The sequence below is a fragment of the Paenibacillus allorhizosphaerae genome (assembly GCF_042659105.1).
Taxonomy (GTDB): Bacteria; Bacillota; Bacilli; order Paenibacillales; family NBRC-103111; genus Paenibacillus_G; species Paenibacillus_G allorhizosphaerae.
The window spans coordinates 565,289-583,465 of the sequence record NZ_JBHSRV010000002.1 but is presented as its reverse complement, the minus strand read 5'-3'; the positions used below and the strand labels follow the sequence as shown (position 1 = coordinate 583,465).

Genomic DNA, 18,177 nt, shown 5'->3' with positions numbered 1-18,177 from the left:
TTTCGCGGGTACAGCATGTTTAAGCTCGCTATATAATGATGTGTATGCCTCGCCTAGTGAATTATGACAGATTACTTTTTTAAGATTCCGATAAAAATGCAGCTGACTCCGATGAGCACCCACAGCATTTTTCCGAAAGACAGCTTATCCGCTAGTCCGACAAGCCCGATGGTCGTCGTAGTCAACAGGACGAGCGGTCCGACCAATGCCAATCCCGAATTGACAATGAGCGCCTTATCGATTTGATTCAGCCTGAGCATGACCAGCGCCGCGATAATTTCAATAGTGCCGGACATCAGCCGTAGCGAAGCCATACTCAATACGATTTTGTTTAGCAAGTGGCACACTTCCCCTCATAGCTTGGATTTATTTCATCCTATGCAGGCTCGTCTTCATTTAGAGCAGAAACCGGCAATTTTGCAGGCAGTTTTATGGATATCGGCCTTCAAAGCTTTGTCGGGTGCGGGGCAGCCAGTTGATTCATGCCGGAATGTCCCTGTGCGCCCTAACTACCGATCTTTATTGAAGACGGATGATCCATCATTTTAGTGCGATACCGTGTTTGCTATTGGAACGGCAACCGTATCTGCAGTTATACCCGGATAACCGTAGCAATTTGGTGGGCACACCCCTAGTCGAAAATGCATATGATGACACAGAAATCCTACATTTGTAACAGCGAGGCGATAGATGATGGAGGGTAGACCACCACTGCAGTGGAGTCCGCAGCTGAACGATCCTACGGGCTGCCGAACGACCAAACCGCGAAACCTGGGAAAGACGATGGTCATTGACAAAGGACTTGGGCTTCATGCATTGGAAGATTTGCTGGAAACGGCAGGCGCATACATCGATATGCTGAAAATCGGATTCGGAACTTCACCGCTGTATTCAACGTCTTTTTTGGAGAAAAAAATAGAAATGGCCAAAGCAAACCATATTACCGTTTACCCCGGAGGAACGTTTTTGGAGGTGGCGATTCGGCAAGGAGCGATCAAAAACTTTTTCGACATGGTGCGCGGGCTTGGATTTAACGGGTTGGAAGTTTCCGATGGCACTATCGAAGTTTCCCGCAAGCTTCGCAGCGAGCTGATTGTGCGCGGTCTGGACGCCGGTCTGACGGTCATAACGGAATATGGCAAAAAATGTTGGGGCTCGACGATTGAACTGGGCGAATTGATTGAAACGGTCACGGTCGACACGAGTCTCGGCGCGGAGCTGGTGACGATCGAAGGCAGGGAATCCGGAAAAGGCGTAGGCATCTTCGATGATTCCGGGGCATGCAAAGATGCGGAGATCGAACAGGTGCTGCGCGAAGTGCCCAGTGCGGATGTCCTGTTGTGGGAAGCCCCGCACAAAGAGCAGCAGGTTCATCTGCTTCATATGCTCGGCACCGATATTCATCTCGGCAATATATTGCCGGGCGATGTCATTTCGCTCGAAGCGCTGCGCCGCGGCCTCCGCTCGGATACGCTGTTGCTCGGCAAGGAACGCAAGCCGGAATCGGTCGATTCGCTGACATGGGAAATATAAGCAAACGTTAGGAAAACAAAGAGAGCTTGTGAGAAGAATGGGAAAGGAGGCACACCAGTCATGAACGTCCAGGTCATATCCAGTGTGAATGAAGCAAGGGCGGAAGATTTGAATCAAAAAACGGTCATCGTGATCGATGTACTGCGCGCCACCTCCACCATGCTGACCGCGCTGGCGAACGGCTGCCGCGAAATTACGCCGGTTGAGACGGTAATACAGGCCAAACAGCAGCAGGAAACGGGCGCCCTTCTGGGCGGAGAGCGAAATTGCAAAAAAATTCCGGGATTTGATTTCGGCAACTCGCCTCTGGAGTATACCGGACCCCATGTGGACGGAAAATCGCTTGTCATTACGACGACCAACGGCACCAGGGCGATTCAAAAAGCCGGAAAGGCACACCGCATCTTGATCGGCTCGATGCTTAATGCAAGAGCTTGCGCCGAAGCTGCCGCCGCAAGCGGAGAAGCCGTCATCCTTTGCTCCGGTACGAATGACGCATTCGCGCTCGAAGACGGGTTATGCGCAGGTCTCATCGCGCAGGAGCTGATCGATTGCATGCCCTCCGGCAAGCAAGTCACATTGAACGACTTCGGCCTGTCCATGCTTTACGCCTATGGGAGCGTGAGAGACCGTTTGACGGAGACGCTGCTGTCCTGCTCGAACGGAAAAAGACTGACCCGGCTCGGCTTTAGGGAAGACGTTCTCCACTGCGCGCAGGTCAACATTCTGCATTTCGCTCCTGTCGTCCAGGACGGGAAAATGGCTGCGTCTCCTGCCTATTTTTAACGAAGCAAGCTTGTATGCCGGACGTTTCTCGCCGTCCCAAAGCTTAAAAAAGTTCTAAAACAAGCCCCTTTTCATACAAATAAAGAGAATCTATAAGGACAAGGGGCATAAGAGATGAGCGGAGATCTATTATTGGTCGCATTGATCGTGATCGGGCTGCTGGGCCGTTCCCATATTATTACGACGGCAGCCTGCGTCCTTCTTGTCGTGAAACTGCTCAGCCTGGACCGGTATTTGCCGACGATCGAGCGCAGAGGGCTTGAGCTTGGCCTGTTGTTTTTGACCATGGGGGTGCTCGTTCCGTTTGCAAGCGAACGTATTTCCGTCAAGGACGTCACTTCCATGTTCACGACGTGGCCAGGCATTCTCGCGCTGCTGGGCGGAGCTATTGCAACTTATATGAACGGAAAAGGGCTGGAACTGCTAAAAATAGACCCACAAATGATTGTGGGTCTTGTTATCGGTTCGATCTTCGGTATTATTTTCTTGAAAGGCATTCCTGTCGGGCCGCTTATGGCAGCAGGCATTACTGCATTTTTGCTCAAGGTGTTCACGTTCATGTTCGATAAGATTCGCTAACCGTCTCGCTGTTACCTTACCTTCTCTCGGAAGGTCCGCCTACAAATACGGTGGAATCGGTATCGAGGCCGTAGGCCGTGTGCAGCGCTTGAATCACTTCGTTCAAACGGCCGTTTTCAATGACGCAGGATGTCTTGATTTCGGACGTGCTGACCATCAGGATGCTGATGCCCAGATCGGAAATGACTTCGAACATTTTGGCGGCGACGCCCGGCGTGCTCACCATGCCTGCGCCGACGATCGATACTTTCACAAGGTTGCTTTCGGAGGTAACCTCACGGAAGCCGACCGTGCCGCGAATGCTTTCGATGACGCTCTGCGCTTTATCCGCATCGGACAGCGCAACCGTAAAGGAGAAGTCGGCAAGTCCGTTCAATACGCCGCTCTGCACGATAATGTCCACGTCGATTTGTTCTTTGGCGAGCGCGGTGAATACTTTGGCCAGTTGACCTGGCTTCTCTTCCACACCCAGAATACTGATTCGAGCCACATTTTTATCGTAAGCGATACCGCGTACCACGATGCCTTGTTCCATCGCTGCTTCCTCCTTCACATTCGTACCTTCGTTATGATTGAAGCTGGATCTGACGACCAGCGTCACGTTATAGTTTTTCGCGTATTCCACAGCTCTCGGATGAAGTACCGCCGCACCCAGATTGGCGAGCTCCAGCATTTCGTCATACGAGATTTCGTTCAGCTTGCGCGCGCATTTGACAATACGCGGATCGGTGGAGTACACGCCGTCCACATCCGTAAAAATTTCGCAAACGTCCGCATCGATGCCGGCGGCAAGCGCAACGGCCGTCGTGTCCGAACCGCCCCGTCCGAGCGTAGTAATTTCGCCTTCCTCCGTCATCCCCTGAAACCCTGCGACAATCACGATTTTATCTTCAGCAAGCGCCTTCTTCACGCGATCCGGCTTCATGTCCGTAATCCGCGCCTTCGCGTGCACCGCTTCCGTATATAAACCGGCTTGCCATCCCGTAAAAGATACCGCAGCGTACCCTAAGCTATGTATAGCCATAGACAAGAGCGCCACCGATACTTGCTCCCCGGTCGACAGCAGCATATCCATCTCGCGAGCAGGAGGCGTTACCGTACATATTTGTTTCGTCAAGTCAATCAGATCGTCCGTCGTGTCCCCCATGGCGGATACAACGACAACGCATTGATGTCCTTCACGCTTTCTCTCCACGATGCGGTTTGCCACACGCTTCATCCGCTCTGCGTCACCGACAGAGCTTCCGCCGAATTTCATAACAATAAGAGACAAAGCTGTTCACTCCTAACCGATACTTTTGCATAACAATTGTTAATTATAGCATATCCCCTAGTACTCCGAAATAGAAAAATGTCGAAAAGTTCATACGGGGAGCGGAACGCTCCACCGGCTTAGCCGTTTGCCTCTTCCAGCGCTTTGCCGGCCCCCGGACGAACCAGCCGCTAAATGCGCCCGATACGCCTGCAGCGTGCCTTCCGCGGTAACGATAAAGACGCGCGACTTCTCCAGATTGCGGCACCATGCCAAAAACCGTTCGGCATGCTGAGCGAACAAAATCCCCGGAAGCGTATGAATGCCTTGCAGCCACAGGTGCTCCGGCAAATGGGCCGGCGGCAGAAACTCGGGAAAGCCAGTGGTGATCCGCTCGGACTCCATCGGCCATTCACAGGGGGGCGTTCGAAAATCATAACGGAACGGATGTTGTCTCGGGCCTGCAAGCGGATGAACAAATCGGGAACACCCCGTCCCCTTCGACCACAAGTCCGCCGTTTGCAGCAAATAAAGCACCGGGCCCGCCACGATTGCATCCGACTCGCTAAGCGGCTCCAATCGGCTCAGTCTGACAGCCTCCCGCTTGCCCTTATCCGTAAGCGGCGGGTCTTGGGCATGAAGGCGGCTCCCGCCGCCCAACTGATGCATCGCTTCTCCATGCTGCACAAAAACGATTTCCATATGCCTCACCTCGGCAAGTGATGTTTTATCATTTTATGCGCATCCGGCGCGTCCTACGATAGTTTTATGAGAGGGCTGTCAACCTGCAGGACGGCATGGCAAAAAGGCGCAGCCGTTCCTTCCTCTCGGAATGGCGCGCCAGATCGATTCTATTAACGTAATCCGATTCTCTACGAATCTAGCTTTTGAACGAAATATTAATGTCGTGCTTTTCTTTCAACTGCTTGGAGATCGCTTCCCGCATGGCCGCATGCTTCGATGCCGTACGGGGGAACATGAAATAATCGATCATCTCCGCACGCAGCAAATCGTACTTCGTTTTTTGCTTATCGTACTGCGTTGTGAAATAATTCATCAAATAATAGGATGAGATCAATCCGAGCAGCATGGAAAATAGCAGTTTATTGTTCCCGAAGGAAGCCAGAATGGTTATCATATTTTTTTGCGACGGAACTAAAACATAGTTATAGAAATAATAGGAGAAGAATAAAAACAAGCAAACCGCTGCCCAGGCAAACCCGATTTTCAACCGTTTGTAGCGGTCCAGCTTTTGCTTTCTTGCAATCAATTCGCGCATTATCGCCTGGACATCCTCCGAGACATTCATATCTATCCATGCCATGGACTTCCCCTCCTTATAAGGAGTGTATGCGCATGTCCACGAACTTTAGAGCATCCCGGCGATAATTATTTTTCGTTGGCACTGCCGGCGTTCAACAATCCCTCAACCCAAGCGTAGCACCGCTCCAGCTGTTCGTCCGTAATCGCATCGGATCTGTGCTCGAACAAAATGTTCACGTTCGGATTCCGTTCCCGAACGATGCCCAGGTACCGCGCAATCGGCGCCCAGCCGTCGCCCGGGTCAAGCTCAGGCAGCACGGGATAATGATGACATTGTACCCGATCCGTGAACTGCGTATTGGATAAATGGATGAGATCCGCATAAACCGCATACCGGCGGATCACTTGGGCGGCGTCAAAGTACGGATCGAGTTTATGCTGTAAAAATAATCTTCCGGTATCCAGACAAAGCCGAATATCAGGATACCGCAGCAGCAGTTCCTCGAGCATATCGGTTGCATATACATAACGGTTCAGCGCATCGAATTCGAGAACAGGCGTAAACCCGTATTCGCGGCCCCGATCCGACAGCCACTCAAACAGCGCTTCGCTCTTCTCCTTGCATTCTTCCAAACGATAAGCGCTCTCATAGACGAACTCGCTTGCATCGGCAAACCGCCAATGCTTCCAATCGACCCGGTCATCCAGTACAACGGGCTTCGGATAATGAAACAAAATATAGCTCGGCTTCACTTTGGCCATATAGTCGAGTTCGTTAGTGACATAGTCGTATGCCTGCTGTCTGACCGCATCGTCCGGAGACAGGAATAGTGCGTCTCTTAGCTTCGACCGCCCTGCCCGCAGCGGAAAATGGATGCCAACCTGAAAGCCTCTGCCGGTTGATTCTTCGATTAATCGAGCAGTATGTTCTTCATTTTCAAGCAAGCACGCTTCGATCCCGTAAAAACCCGGCTTGAAATCTCGCTTATATTTGCGCTCATCGAAACGCCCGTGTTGTCCGATTAAAAAACGGTTCATGCTTTCCCCCTACACTTATATTCATACTATTGAATTACTGTCAGCCGGCGTTTCCCGATTCAAACCGTGCCGCTTTATTGCGCATATTTCATTCGGATCATGGAGAAATTTACAGTGGAAGACAAAATCGCTTCTTTTAATGGAAATAAAGACGGTGTTATGCGAACTTCGATATCAAGGCAGGTCAAGCTGTGCAGCAAGTCATCCATCCGCTCCACCGAGACCGGCTGTACCGTCTGTGTCGAGGTGTAGTACCCGGCGTTCGCTTCATACAGCGAAAACTGATCCGGAGCAAATTCGTAACGATAGATCGCGGCCGATTTTACACGCTCGAACCATCTGGATTCGATGGCGACCACCCGTTTCGTGACGGAATGGCCGAAAAACCGCTGTATGTCCGCTTCGGTCGTGTCGTCGCTCGGCCATATGCATACCCTGGGACAATCGCGGGGGAAATAATAATGCGGTGCGTGAAACTCGTCAATCGTCCATACCATCGCAGGTTCGTTTTGGCGGTAATCGAGTTGTCTTGGCGTAAACGAGCGAATGTCGGATTGCTCGCTGAAATGATATAACTTCATTGAATCACGATCCTTCACCTGTTTTTGATCCTCGGCTTAATCCGCACCAGGCAGCCGGGCTTATGGAGCAGCGAATATTTTCAGCAGTTGTTCCGTCACGTCCCCGATCTCCTTCGATCCGTCGATGACCCGCAAGCTTCCTTCCGTCTTGTAATGATCTGCAAGCTGGTCCGTCAGCGCCTTATTGATGTTCAGCCGTTCTGCTACGGTATCCGCCTGATCATCGTCTCTTTGAATAACGACCCCTCCGCAAGAGTTGCAACGCCCTTCCACAGCCTGCGGTTGATACGCAATGTGATACGTTGCGCCGCAGCCGCTGCAAACCCGTCTTCCCGTTAATCGCTCGAACAATAACCGTTCATCGACTTTTACATAGATCACATGGTCGATGGCTTTGCCGCTTGCGGCCAGGTAACTTTTCAATGCATGCGCTTGATTCAAATTTCGAGGAAAGCCGTCCAGCAGGAACCCTTCCTTACAGTCCGATTGCGCCAGTCTGTCCTCGGCGATCCCGATCGTAATCTCATCCGGGACGAGCTCGCCCGTGTCCATGTACGCCTTCGCTTTTAAACCCAGCGCCGTACGTTCCTGAGCGGCTTTGCGGAACAAATCGCCCGTGGAAATATGCGGAATGTGCAGATGCTCCACGATTATTTTCGCTTGCGTTCCTTTCCCTGCTCCAGGCAGTCCTAGTAAAATGATATTCATGAGACACCCCCATGTTTTTCATCAGCTTTCTGTCCGTCCAAAAAATGCATTACGATCCGATTGAAATGCTCTGGACACTCCATATTCGCCAAATGTCCGGCGTTCGGGAATGTATATGCGGTGCAATGCGCTATTTCGTTCGCTAAGTGCTCCCCTACATGTTTGAAATCCGGCAAATCCAGCTCTCCTGTCAATATAAGGCAACGCTTTTTCAACTCGCCAAGTCGATCTATCGCTTTTTAGATTCGAACTGCAGTTCGGCGGCCGCGGCCTCAATGTGTTCATACACTGCGTTCAAGTCGCCGCTCGCAGCGCTCGGCCTGTAACCGTTCAAGGCCGAATTCGAAAGGATGAGCGAAGATACGCATTCCGGGTAATCCAAAGCAAAATCGAGCGCGATCCCGCCGCCCATGGAGATTCCAACCAGAGCCGCTTGTATTATCCCGATACGGTCCAGTAACCACTTCAAATCGTTTTGATGGGAGTATGGTTCCTTTTCGGGCATGGTAGATTTCCCATACCCCCGAACATCGTAACGGATCGCCGTGTATTGCCGGGAAAACGGTTCGAACTGATCGTCCCACATGCGATGGTCCAATCCCATCCCATGAATGAAAATGATTGCATACTCGCCTGAACCGGCCGTTTCAAAATAAAGCCGCCCGTCGTGAAGTTCGGCATATCCCGAACGGATCAACGGGTCGACTATCATTCTGACACACCCTTCGGGTCCGCCGCCTGCCGCAAATATTGCCGCAGCTCGGCCATATCGCTAATCATGCCGAAAGGGGTCGCCCCCTCCGGAACGGATGCCATCTTCTTGTTATACCAAATCGAACGCATCCCCGCTCTCATCGGTCCTATAACGTCGTTGTTCCATGAATCGCCCACAAATAATACTTCCTCCGGCTTTACGCCAAAATAGTGCAATGCCTTCCGGTATATTTCCGAAGAAGGCTTCTCGAAGCCGACTTCGTCGGAAATAAAGACGGCTCCCGGCTCGAACAGCGTTTGAATCCCGAGCGCTTCAAGCTTATCCCGCTGCCACCGGCTCGTTCCGTTCGTCACGATCCCAAGTTTATAGGTCCCATGCAATTCCTTGAGCAATTCGAGCAGCTCGGGGCTTGCTTTCATATAGCGCTTGCTGATATCCATATGCAGCATATTGAAATGTTCCGCCGTCTGCTCTGCCATCTCCTCCCCGACACGGGACATCGCATGCATCAGGCGATAGTTGCGGAACTGCCGCAAAGTAATTTGCTGTCTGTGGTACTGATCTTCAAATATTTGATTCATTTCGGAAAGGACGCCGAACAATCGTTTGGGGTCGTACTCTTTCGTAGCCGGGTGACGGCGCAGCGTCTCCAGCAAGCTTTCCTCCCAATAATCGTCAAAATGAATGAGCGTATCGTCCAGGTCAAATACCACGACTTTAACGGAATGCATCCCATCTCCCCCATCCTGCTATACCGGGCTCTAAGCCCGCATGTCTTTGCTCATTACGTACCAGCTGTCGGTTCCCCCCGGATAATATTGCTGTTCTAATGTTTCATAGTGAAGCCGCTCATAGAACTTCATATTTTCCGGTACGGAAAGCCTGACCTCTAACCGCGTCTCGCGGCAAGAACGGCGCCTCGCCTCGGCTTCCAAATAATGAATAAGCCGTTTTCCCAACCCGCTCCCTCTATATTGGGGAATGACCGCTACGCGGCCGATATACATATAGCCGTCTTTAAAATAGTACTGCGCAGAGCCTGCAGGTTCATTATTGTTCCATGCAATGATCGCCCCGCCGCCACCCGATATTTTGCGCTCGATATCTTCCATCGTCTCTCTGAGCGCCCCGGACTCCGGCTGCAGTTTCCCTGCATATTCCTTGAAGGCTTCTCGCATCGTTTCATGCACGACGTTCAGTTCGTTGCACTCCGCTTGCCGTATGCAAAATTCCATCGCGATCACCCTGGCCTGAATTTGTTAACACAAGATTTCATTGAATCGTGTGGAGCATCCGTCCCAAATATCCATGCAGCTTCAAGGATGGATGAAGATCCGTCCAACGATAATTGTAAATCCAGCCGTTATCTTCGTCATTGCTTTGAACGATATGCGTAAATTGCTCGGCGCAGTCGGCTTTCGCCTCGAAGTAATAACGCCTCGTCTCCGCCCGGTTCACTTCCGAAATATAACAATATTCGCCGAGCGGCTTGATGTCGTGAGGCGTGATTCCCGCTTCTTCACTCAGTTCACGGATTAAAGCCTCTTCCAGACCTTCGCCGCTTTCCACCGTTCCCCCCGGCACTTGAAATCCAAGGTGCTCGAATCCGTTTTCTTCAAAAACGAGCAGCTGCTTCACTCCGTTCATTTGCCGCGTAATGTAAGCGGTCACTTTTACGATCGCTGTTTTTTCCATTTGGAAACCCCTTCCTTCTATGTCTCGTTATCATATTATATTTGCTGTAAGTTTGGCTATCCTTATTATTTACATTTCCTTCCACGCTCCGGTTATTCCCCTACAAATGAAAAAAAGCCATATCCCGTTACAGGATAAGGCTTTCGTTGCGTTGTATCGAATTAAGCGCGCGAAATGTATTTGCCTTCGCGGGTATCGATCAGAAGCACGTCCCCTTCGTTAATGAACAGAGGCACTTGCACGTTCAGGCCGGTTTCGAGCTTGGCGTTCTTCGTTGCGCCGGTAGCGGTATTGCCTTTAATGCCCGGCTCGGTTTCGACCACCTTCAACTCGACGCTGTTCGGCAGGTTGATCCCCAAAATTTCGCCTTGGAAGCTCATGATATGAATCATCATGTTTTCCTTGAGGAAGTTGAGCTCCCACTCGATTTGTTTGTTCGTCAAGCTGAATTGGTCATACGATTCCGTATCCATGAACGTATGGTCTTGACCGCTGGCATACAAGTATTGCATTTCACGGTTTTCGATGTGTGCGCGGCTTACGTTCTCGCCGGCGCGGAAGGTGCGCTCAACGGTGTTGCCGTTGCGGATGTTCTTCAATTTGGAGCGGACGAATGCAGCGCCTTTGCCCGGCTTGACGTGTTGGAAGTCAATGACGGTGAATAGATCGCCTTCTACTTCGATGGTTAAGCCTGTTTTAAAATCGTTTACTGAGATCACTACAAAAAACCTCCCTGAAAATGTGAGCAGCCGGCATTCTGAGAAAAAAGCGATGGTTCGTCTTATTTCATAACAGTGTTACCGCCACAATAAGTTATATTCCTTTATGGAAGCACAATCAAGTCTTTGCTTGATTGCGTTAACCTGCGATTGCCTGTCTCCGTGATGACAATGTCGTCCTCGATGCGAACGCCGCCGAACCCGGGCAAATATATGCCGGGCTCCACCGTAACGGTCATGCCGGGGGTCAGCACGATATCGCCCAGCTTGGAAAGCCGCGGCGCTTCATGCACTTCCATCCCGAGCCCGTGTCCAAGACCGTGACCGAAATGATCTCCGTATCCGTAACGTGCGATGATGTCTCGGGATACGGCATCCGCTTCCCGGCCGGTCATTCCCGGACGAATGCGTTCCAAAGCGGTGAGCTGCGCCTCAAGCACGATGTCGTATATTTCACGATGCTTATCCGTCGGCTTTCCAAGCACGACCGTCCGCGTAATATCCGAGCAATAGCCTTTATAGTACGCTCCGTAATCGAGCTTGACGAATTCGTTCGTGCCGATCACCCGGTCGCTGGCTTTGCCGTGCGGCAGCGCAGAGCGTTCCCCGGAGGCTACGATCGTCTCGAACGAAGTGGAAGCCGCCCCGTTCTTGCGCATGAACATTTCGATCTCCAGCGCAATGTCGAGTTCCTTCAGCCCCGACTTGATCACGCCCAAAATATGCGTGTAGGTGCGGTCCGCGAGATCCGCCGCTTCCTGCATCACGGCGAGTTCTCCCGCATCTTTGATCATGCGCAGCGTTTCGACGAGTGCGTCGGTCGGAACAAGTTCGATCCCGGACAGCTTCTCCGCATAAGCGCGATACGAGCCATACGTCAAGTCGTTCTGCTCGAAGCCGAGCTTCGTAATGCCCGCTTTAGTCAGCAGCTCTTTCACGGTTTCCATCGGGCTTGGAGCATGCTCGATCACTTCGTAACCGGCCGCTTGCTGAGGCGCTTGCGTCATATAGCGAAAATCGGTGAGCAGCACGGCGCGATCTTCCGTAATCAGCACATACCCCGCTGATCCGGTGAAGCCGGTCATGTATAAGCGGTTTGTCGCATTCGTAATCAGTACGGCTTTGAGACCCTTCTCATGCAACAGCTCGCGCAAGCGGCGAATTCTTTGTTGCTGCATCATTATCCCTCCAACCGTTCAAGATGTTGAACCAACGCACGTAAACCAAGCTCGTAGCTGTCCGCTCCAAATCCGGCGATTTGTCCGAGGGCGACAGGAGCGATGACCGAAGTATGGCGAAACGCTTCTCTTTTATGAATATTCGAAATATGTACTTCGACCGTAGGTATGCCGACGGTGCTGATCGCATCGCGAAGTGCGTAGCTATAGTGCGTAAAAGCACCCGGATTGAACAAGATGCCGTCCTTCACACCGAATGCGGCATGAATCTTATCGATCAAACCGCCCTCATGGTTGGACTGAAAGCTTTCGAGCTCGACGCCAAGCTCATTCGCCGTCTTTTCAAGCCCGTCGATGATCGTTTGAAGCGACAGCGAACCGTAAATCCCCGGCTCCCGAATGCCGAGCATATTCAGATTTGGACCGTTTAGCAGCAATATTTGCTTCAATCGTGGAACCTCCTACCTTGCGACAAAAAAGCACATGCTCAAATATTTTACCATAAGTTTCCCCGATTTGAGAACTTTTTTTTGCAGCGCATCCCATGATCCGGCGTCACTTTGCCGTTTTTTTGTAAGGCTCCCTAATGCGCTCATCCGTAAATTCAAAGGAGATGGAGTACCCGATAAACAAACCCCATACGACGAATAAGCACAGCTCGGTTATGATCGTGTTCCAATCCATGATTCCGATCCAGTTCGTCATGCCCGATACGGGCCCGATCAGCAAAAAAATAACGCCCCACCAAACAAGCCCGTATACGATGCCGACCCACGGCCCCTTGGCTTTGGCCAAAAAAACGGCATACAGCAGCGCGGCAATAACGGACATGACGATATATGCGAGCCACCCCATAATATAACCGTGCGCCGTCATCAAGTAATGATGCAGAAAAAAAGGCTCGATTAAAAACCCGGGCGAGAGCGACGTGAGGTGGAAATAGTTCTCGATCATTTTGATTCCGCCCCAAATGAACCCCGCAAAAAAGCCGATATATACCGCGAAATTCCATTTGTTCGTGTGCGGTTTTTCTTCCTTTCCGTTTCGGAGCATATTCACTTCTCAATCCTCCTCTTTCATGCCAAACGTACTCGACAAATCCTTGCCAGGCGCAATATTATCAATAGTTGGCGACGCTGCCATATCATTGTCAACGGCAATAATAGTATGCACAAAACTTTGTACTATAAACGGTGGCATTATGCTTACGGATTCGTTACAATAAGATCAAGCCCACATATCGATCTACTCATATTCATACCAGAAGAAGGTGCATATACTTGTCCGAAAATCAACAGTGCGCGATTTATGGCGGCCAGGCAGTCATCGAGGGCGTCATGTTCGCAGGGCAGAAGGTTCATGTTACGGCGGTCCGCCGAAAAGATAACGAAATTCAATTTCTCGAAGTGCCAAAAAAAGAAATTCCTTGGGTGCAAACGCTCAAAAAAATTCCGCTCATTCGAGGCATCGTCGGCATAATCGAGTCAAGTGCCAAAGGAGCGCAGCACCTCAATTTTTCAGCGGAAGTATTCGCCGGAGAGGACGGAGACACCAAACAAAACGAGAAAGAATCGCTGACCGGACGACTGACGATGATCCTAGGCGTTGCCGTCGTTGGGGTATTATCTTTCATCTTCGGCAAATTCGTCTTCACGCTCGTTCCGCCGACGATCGAACAACTGCTCTTCGGCAAGCTGTTTACGAATCAAATCGGCCATAACTTGCTGGAAGGATTAATCAAAATCATCCTGCTCGTAGCATATATTTACTTTATTTCGCTGACGCCCATGATCAAACGGCTGTTTCAATACCACGGAGCGGAACATAAGGTCATCAGCGCTTACGAAGCGGGGCTCGAATTGACGGTGGCCAACGTGCAAAAATTCAATACGCTCCACTATCGTTGCGGGAGCAGCTTTATCGTCTTTACAGTCATCGTTGGCGTAGTCATTTATTCATTCTTCCAATACGATTCGTTCGTAGAACGGATCGTGCAGCGTCTCATCCTGCTTCCGCTCGTCATCGGGGTATCTTATGAAGTGCTTCGCTTCACAAACAGCCTTCGCGAAGTGCCTGTGTTGAAATACCTAGGTTATCCTGGGCTTTGGCTGCAGCTGCTGACGACAAAAGAACCGGACGATTCGCAAGTGGAAGTTTCGATCGCTTCGTTCAACCGGATGCGAGAGCTTGACCGGCAAGCATCGAACATGTAAAGAAATTCTTTCTCATCCAAGGGGGAATTTTTGTGAAAAACCGTGATCGCACCATCGGCTACATCATTTTCGGATTGATCGCAATCGGGCTCCTCTCCAGTATTTTCTCGAATCCCGGCGCGTACATCATTCCTATTCTGGTGTTCGGCATCGTGTTTTGGCTGTACAAATATCCGCCGAACCGTTGGCGTTATAACCGGACGACACCGCCGCGATTCGGCAAAGGGAAACGCCGCAACGCGACGTTCCGCGTCATTAACGGCAGCAAAGACGATTCCGATGATACGCCGAAATACCATTAAACAGAAAAGACAGCTTCAGCATATTGCTGCAAGCTGTCTTTTCTGTTTGGGATTCGGCCGGACAGAAGCTTACGCATCCGCGGTTTCGCTACACGTTTGACCTTTGGGTAACGTAGGTGAGATACTTTTGCTTATAATCGGTAAGCTTCCACTTGGCGAAAAAGGCGTTGGTCGCTGTTTGCCCTGATTCGTACAGCCCCACGCTTTGCTCTTGGGTTAAATCAAAGTGGGTGTTGCTGATTCCGAGCGTCGGTATTTTTACGGTACGGAACCGGTTCGGCTCTTGTATGTACCGTTCATCGTGAGCGTCGAGCATCGTAGAAAATAATGCATGCAGCATACTGACGGGGCCGTTGATCACATTCGGATTGCTGTTGCCGCGGCCTACAAGCTGAAAGCCGATCGTCGGCACCAGTTGGTCAAGGGGCGGCATGACTGACGAATCGAACAGCCATAACGGGAAGTTGCTGAGCAAGCCGCCGTCGACGATATAAACAAACTGGTCGGGAAATTTGCTCCCCGCCTGCTTTAAATGCGCCGGTTTGCGGATAATGACCGGGTCGAAAAAATACGGAATGCTAGTGCTCATCCGTACCGCTTTGGCCACCAAAAAGCGATGCGGGTCAATGCCGTATTGGGCAATGTCGTCGGGAAGCACAAGCAGCTTCCGGCCGGAAATATCCGAAGCGATAATGCGCAGCTGGTCTTTGGCCAAATCACCGAAAGTGCGAATGCCTTTGGCGAGCAAAAGCCGGTATATCCAATGCTCCAGCGCTTCGCCGGAATACAGCCCTTTTTTCACAAACAACCGTAAGAGCGGGCCGATCACTTTCGTATCGAATACCGGAGCACGCTGCAGGAAAGTATGGAATGGAGTGGCTTCGAGCACTTCTCTCAATTCTTCTGCACGATACCCCGACGCCACAAGCGATGCGACGATGGCTCCCGACGACGTTCCGGCAACCTGATGAAAACCGATGCCCAGCTGCTCCACGGCCGATACCGCACCGACAAGCGCAATTCCTTTGACTCCTCCGCCTTCGAATACCGCGTTGATTTTCACCGGATCCCCGCCCCCGTTATAAACTCTACTAGAGTTGTATGACGGAACGGATTGTACATATGTCCGAACTGCAAAGGTTCGGCTCGGCCGATAAAGAAAAACACCGGCTCCTATGGAAGCCGCTGTCCCGTATTTTCGTTATTAAGACTCTTCCAATTCTTTTTTCAACTGCATCAAATCATCCATCCGGCCGGCATCGCGTTTGAAATACTCGACCAGCGTCTCGATGCAAGTAATGGAGTCGGAGCTAAGATGATGCTCAATGCCTTCCACGTCTTTATATATATTTTCATCGGATACCCCGATGATCGTCAAAAATTGTTCCAGCAATTGATGGCGGACGACGAGCCGTTTGCCGACCTTTTGTCCTTTTGTCGTAAGAACAAGTCCCCGATATTTTTCATAAATGAGGTAGTTGTCCTTATCCAGCTTCTGAATCATCTTCGTCACAGACGACGGATGAACCTCAAGCCCTTCGGCAATGTCGGAAACGCGCGCATAGCCTTTTTCGTCGATCAGTTTATATATTCGCTCCAAGTAGTCTTCCATGCTTGGCGTTGCCATCCGCGTACCTCCTGCACTTCCTTGATTTCCATGACTGTCCTGCCCGTACATGACGCAAACTATGTTACGATAAGCGCAATTTAATATATCACAGCCATGCCTTGTAAGCAAGTCTTGCCACTTAACACCCCATTGGAATGGTATGTACCGTATATATACATGCAGGGAGGAAACATGTTGTGACAAATACGGGATTAATGGCTCCCCCGGCTCGCGATACGAGCGTATTCGTGCCGGAACTCGTCTATTTTGAGCCGGATGCGCTACATTATCCGAAAGGCCAAAAAATTCACGAATGGGCCAAGCAGCAAGGGCTCCCGATCCGCATGACGACATCGCACAATCGGATTACGGATCTTCCCGGCGAGACCGATCTGGAGAAATACCGGATTGCCAAAAGAACGCTGGTCGTGGGCATCCGCAAGACGCTGAAATTCGATCAATCAAAGCCGTCTGCGGAATACGCCATTCCGGTAGCGACCGGCTGTATGGCGCATTGCCATTATTGTTATCTTCAGACGACGCTTGGAAAAAAACCGTATGTTAGAGTGTATGTGAATACCGACGATATTTTGCAGCAGGCGAGGCGCTATATCGAGGAACGGGCGCCGGAAGTGACCCGCTTCGAAGCGGCTTGTACGTCCGATCCGGTTGGGCTCGAGCATATCAGCGGCTCGCTCAAAGAATATATCGAATTTATGGGCAAAGAGCCGCTGGGCCGGCTTCGCTTTGTTACCAAATTTCATCATGTGGAGCCTTTGCTGGATGCCAAGCATAATAAGCATACGCGCTTCCGTTTCAGCGTGAATGCCGATTATGTCATCAAAAACTTCGAACCGGCCACGTCGAGCTTTTACGAACGCATTCAGGCCGCGGGCAAAGTGGCTCATGCCGGCTATCCGCTCGGTTTCATCATTGCGCCGATCATTTGGCACGAGGGCTGGGAAGACGGGTATGCCGAGCTGCTCGCGAAATTAAAAGAGACGCTCCCGCTGGAAGCCGTCTCCGATTTGACGTTTGAATTGATTCAGCACCGCTTTACGAAAACGGCGAAAAACATTATCGAGCAGCGCTATCCGAAAACGAAGCTCGAAATGGATGAAGCGAAGCGGAAATACAAATGGGGCAAATACGGTCAAGGCAAATATGTATATCCCGACGAGCAAGCGCAGGCGTTAAGAGAATTTATTACCGAGCAGATCTTCTCCAACTTCCCTGAAGCGCAGATCGACTACTTCACCTGATCATCGCAAAACTACACTAACATCCAGGCGGGGGTTATATTTTGCAGCCAGATCGTGATTCTTGTCATTTGATCGGTATACAAGAGTACGGCGATGACCAGCATGACTCCCCCGCCGATTTTCATCATTGCCGAGGAATAGCGCAATATCCATTTGGTCGAGCCTATGAAGAAAGCAAGGACGAAAAACGGTACGGCAAAGCCGAGCGAGTAGGCCGAGATGAGCGGCAGCCAAGAATCCGGCTGTGTGGTGGCCAGCATCAGCATAGCGGACAAGATCGGGCCGATGCAAGGCGACCAGCCTGCGGCGAAGCCGATGCCGATCAGTACCGAGCCGAGGTAGCCGGCGGGCTTGAATTTCAGCTGCAGCTTGCGTTCTTTCATTAACCATTGCGGCTGGAAAATGCCGAGCAGGAACAACCCCATCGCGAAGATCAGAATCGCGGAAATTTGTCTCAGCAGATCGCGGTAATCGACGAAAATGTTGGCAAGCACGCTTGCCCCAAGCCCCAAGCTGTAAAAAATAATCGAAAAACCGACGATGAATGCGAGCGTATGCGAGATCAGCTTGAAGCGGACCTCCCTGGCGGATTGCTCATCCTTCAGCTTGTTGACGGACACGCCGGTAATGTAAGATAAATACGAAGGGTAGAGCGGCAAACAGCAGGGCGATATGAAAGAAGCGAAACCTGCCCATAAAGCGATCCATACGTTGATTTCCACGAGTTCGATCCTCCTCCTTACA

General features: G+C 51.0%; 24 protein-coding genes. 6 read left to right on the top strand and 18 right to left on the bottom strand.

Features of this window, described 5'->3' with window-relative positions; genetic code table 11:
* Nucleotides 1-71: 71 nt before the first annotated feature.
* Nucleotides 72-338, bottom strand: a complete 267-nt coding sequence (locus tag ACFQI7_RS11235) for a YqhV family protein (protein WP_218099177.1) — start codon at nt 336-338, stop codon at nt 72-74.
* Between the two features lie 355 nt (nt 339-693).
* Here ACFQI7_RS11235 and ACFQI7_RS11230 point away from each other — a divergent pair, with 355 nt between their 5' ends.
* The 3 genes from ACFQI7_RS11230 to ACFQI7_RS11220 all read left to right on the top strand — a co-directional run bounded on the left by ACFQI7_RS11230 (nt 694) and on the right by ACFQI7_RS11220 (nt 2,898).
* The gene (locus ACFQI7_RS11230; RefSeq protein ID WP_218099378.1) at nt 694-1,533 is read left to right on the top strand and encodes a phosphosulfolactate synthase; all 840 of its coding nucleotides are present in this window, start codon (nt 694-696) and stop codon (nt 1,531-1,533) included.
* Nucleotides 1,534-1,593: 60 nt separating this feature from the next.
* Nucleotides 1,594-2,319, top strand: coding sequence for a 2-phosphosulfolactate phosphatase (locus tag ACFQI7_RS11225; RefSeq protein WP_218099178.1), 726 nt, complete (start codon nt 1,594-1,596; stop codon nt 2,317-2,319).
* A 114-nt stretch (nt 2,320-2,433) separates the two neighbouring features.
* Complete coding sequence (locus tag ACFQI7_RS11220; RefSeq protein WP_218099179.1) at nt 2,434-2,898, top strand: DUF441 domain-containing protein; 465 nt, start codon at nt 2,434-2,436, stop codon at nt 2,896-2,898.
* 16 nt (nt 2,899-2,914) lie between these two features.
* Here ACFQI7_RS11220 and ACFQI7_RS11215 read toward each other — a convergent pair whose 3' ends face one another.
* From ACFQI7_RS11215 to ACFQI7_RS11150, 14 genes are all read right to left on the bottom strand, one after another.
* Entirely contained in the window at nt 2,915-4,171 is a 1,257-nt protein-coding gene (locus tag ACFQI7_RS11215) for an aspartate kinase (RefSeq protein ID WP_218099180.1), read from the bottom strand.
* 90 nt (nt 4,172-4,261) lie between these two features.
* On the bottom strand, nt 4,262-4,852 hold the full coding sequence (locus ACFQI7_RS11210; RefSeq protein WP_218099181.1) for a histidine phosphatase family protein: 591 nt from the start codon (nt 4,850-4,852) through the stop codon (nt 4,262-4,264).
* Between the two features lie 178 nt (nt 4,853-5,030).
* On the bottom strand, nt 5,031-5,474 hold the full coding sequence (locus tag ACFQI7_RS11205) for a DUF2663 family protein (protein ID WP_218099182.1): 444 nt from the start codon (nt 5,472-5,474) through the stop codon (nt 5,031-5,033).
* Between the two features lie 65 nt (nt 5,475-5,539).
* Nucleotides 5,540-6,451 carry a sugar phosphate isomerase/epimerase family protein gene (locus ACFQI7_RS11200; RefSeq protein WP_218099183.1) on the bottom strand — a complete coding sequence of 304 codons (912 nt, stop codon included), beginning with the start codon at nt 6,449-6,451 and terminating at the stop codon, nt 5,540-5,542.
* Nucleotides 6,452-6,525: 74 nt separating this feature from the next.
* A complete protein-coding gene (locus tag ACFQI7_RS11195) occupies nt 6,526-7,032 on the bottom strand; it encodes a DUF6886 family protein (protein WP_218099184.1) in 507 nt (168 codons plus the stop codon).
* A gap of 60 nt (nt 7,033-7,092) precedes the next feature.
* The gene (locus tag ACFQI7_RS11190; protein ID WP_218099185.1) at nt 7,093-7,740 is read right to left on the bottom strand and encodes an adenylate kinase; all 648 of its coding nucleotides are present in this window, start codon (nt 7,738-7,740) and stop codon (nt 7,093-7,095) included.
* 229 nt (nt 7,741-7,969) lie between these two features.
* Nucleotides 7,970-8,452, bottom strand: coding sequence for an alpha/beta fold hydrolase (locus ACFQI7_RS11185; RefSeq protein WP_218099186.1), 483 nt, complete (start codon nt 8,450-8,452; stop codon nt 7,970-7,972).
* Nucleotides 8,449-9,186 (bottom strand): HAD family hydrolase, encoded by a 738-nt coding sequence (locus tag ACFQI7_RS11180; protein ID WP_218099187.1) that lies wholly within the window; start codon nt 9,184-9,186, stop codon nt 8,449-8,451. The genes ACFQI7_RS11185 and ACFQI7_RS11180 overlap by 4 nt, the downstream gene beginning before the upstream one ends.
* A 30-nt stretch (nt 9,187-9,216) precedes the next feature.
* Entirely contained in the window at nt 9,217-9,690 is a 474-nt protein-coding gene (locus ACFQI7_RS11175) for a GNAT family N-acetyltransferase (protein ID WP_218099188.1), read from the bottom strand.
* Between the two features lie 37 nt (nt 9,691-9,727).
* Nucleotides 9,728-10,150 (bottom strand): NUDIX domain-containing protein, encoded by a 423-nt coding sequence (locus ACFQI7_RS11170; RefSeq protein ID WP_218099189.1) that lies wholly within the window; start codon nt 10,148-10,150, stop codon nt 9,728-9,730.
* A gap of 161 nt (nt 10,151-10,311) precedes the next feature.
* The gene (gene efp / locus ACFQI7_RS11165) at nt 10,312-10,869 is read right to left on the bottom strand and encodes an elongation factor P (RefSeq protein ID WP_218099190.1); all 558 of its coding nucleotides are present in this window, start codon (nt 10,867-10,869) and stop codon (nt 10,312-10,314) included.
* 104 nt (nt 10,870-10,973) lie between these two features.
* Nucleotides 10,974-12,047, bottom strand: coding sequence for a M24 family metallopeptidase (locus ACFQI7_RS11160; RefSeq protein WP_218099191.1), 1,074 nt, complete (start codon nt 12,045-12,047; stop codon nt 10,974-10,976).
* A gap of 2 nt (nt 12,048-12,049) precedes the next feature.
* The gene (gene aroQ, locus ACFQI7_RS11155; protein ID WP_218099192.1) at nt 12,050-12,496 is read right to left on the bottom strand and encodes a type II 3-dehydroquinate dehydratase; all 447 of its coding nucleotides are present in this window, start codon (nt 12,494-12,496) and stop codon (nt 12,050-12,052) included.
* Between the two features lie 106 nt (nt 12,497-12,602).
* Nucleotides 12,603-13,100, bottom strand: a complete 498-nt coding sequence (locus ACFQI7_RS11150) for a YqhR family membrane protein (protein ID WP_218099379.1) — start codon at nt 13,098-13,100, stop codon at nt 12,603-12,605.
* Nucleotides 13,101-13,384: 284 nt separating this feature from the next.
* On the opposite strand from ACFQI7_RS11150, the gene ACFQI7_RS11145 reads away from it, so the two are divergent.
* Together ACFQI7_RS11145 and ACFQI7_RS11140 are read left to right on the top strand one after the other, a co-directional pair.
* Nucleotides 13,385-14,260, top strand: coding sequence for a DUF1385 domain-containing protein (locus ACFQI7_RS11145; protein WP_218099380.1), 876 nt, complete (start codon nt 13,385-13,387; stop codon nt 14,258-14,260).
* A 32-nt stretch (nt 14,261-14,292) separates the two neighbouring features.
* A complete protein-coding gene (locus tag ACFQI7_RS11140) occupies nt 14,293-14,562 on the top strand; it encodes a hypothetical protein (protein ID WP_218099193.1) in 270 nt (89 codons plus the stop codon).
* A gap of 88 nt (nt 14,563-14,650) precedes the next feature.
* Here the strand turns inward: ACFQI7_RS11140 and ACFQI7_RS11135 are convergent, their stop codons facing one another.
* Both ACFQI7_RS11135 and mntR read right to left on the bottom strand, forming a co-directional pair.
* Complete coding sequence (locus ACFQI7_RS11135) at nt 14,651-15,625, bottom strand: patatin-like phospholipase family protein (RefSeq protein WP_218099194.1); 975 nt, start codon at nt 15,623-15,625, stop codon at nt 14,651-14,653.
* A 141-nt stretch (nt 15,626-15,766) separates the two neighbouring features.
* On the bottom strand, nt 15,767-16,189 hold the full coding sequence (gene mntR / locus ACFQI7_RS11130; protein WP_218099195.1) for a transcriptional regulator MntR: 423 nt from the start codon (nt 16,187-16,189) through the stop codon (nt 15,767-15,769).
* 197 nt (nt 16,190-16,386) lie between these two features.
* On the opposite strand from mntR, the gene splB reads away from it, so the two are divergent.
* On the top strand, nt 16,387-17,433 hold the full coding sequence (gene splB, locus ACFQI7_RS11125; protein ID WP_218099381.1) for a spore photoproduct lyase: 1,047 nt from the start codon (nt 16,387-16,389) through the stop codon (nt 17,431-17,433).
* Nucleotides 17,434-17,444: 11 nt separating this feature from the next.
* Here splB and ACFQI7_RS11120 read toward each other — a convergent pair whose 3' ends face one another.
* Nucleotides 17,445-18,155, bottom strand: coding sequence for a cytochrome c biogenesis CcdA family protein (locus ACFQI7_RS11120; protein WP_329958232.1), 711 nt, complete (start codon nt 18,153-18,155; stop codon nt 17,445-17,447).
* Nucleotides 18,156-18,177: the final 22 nt, after the last annotated feature.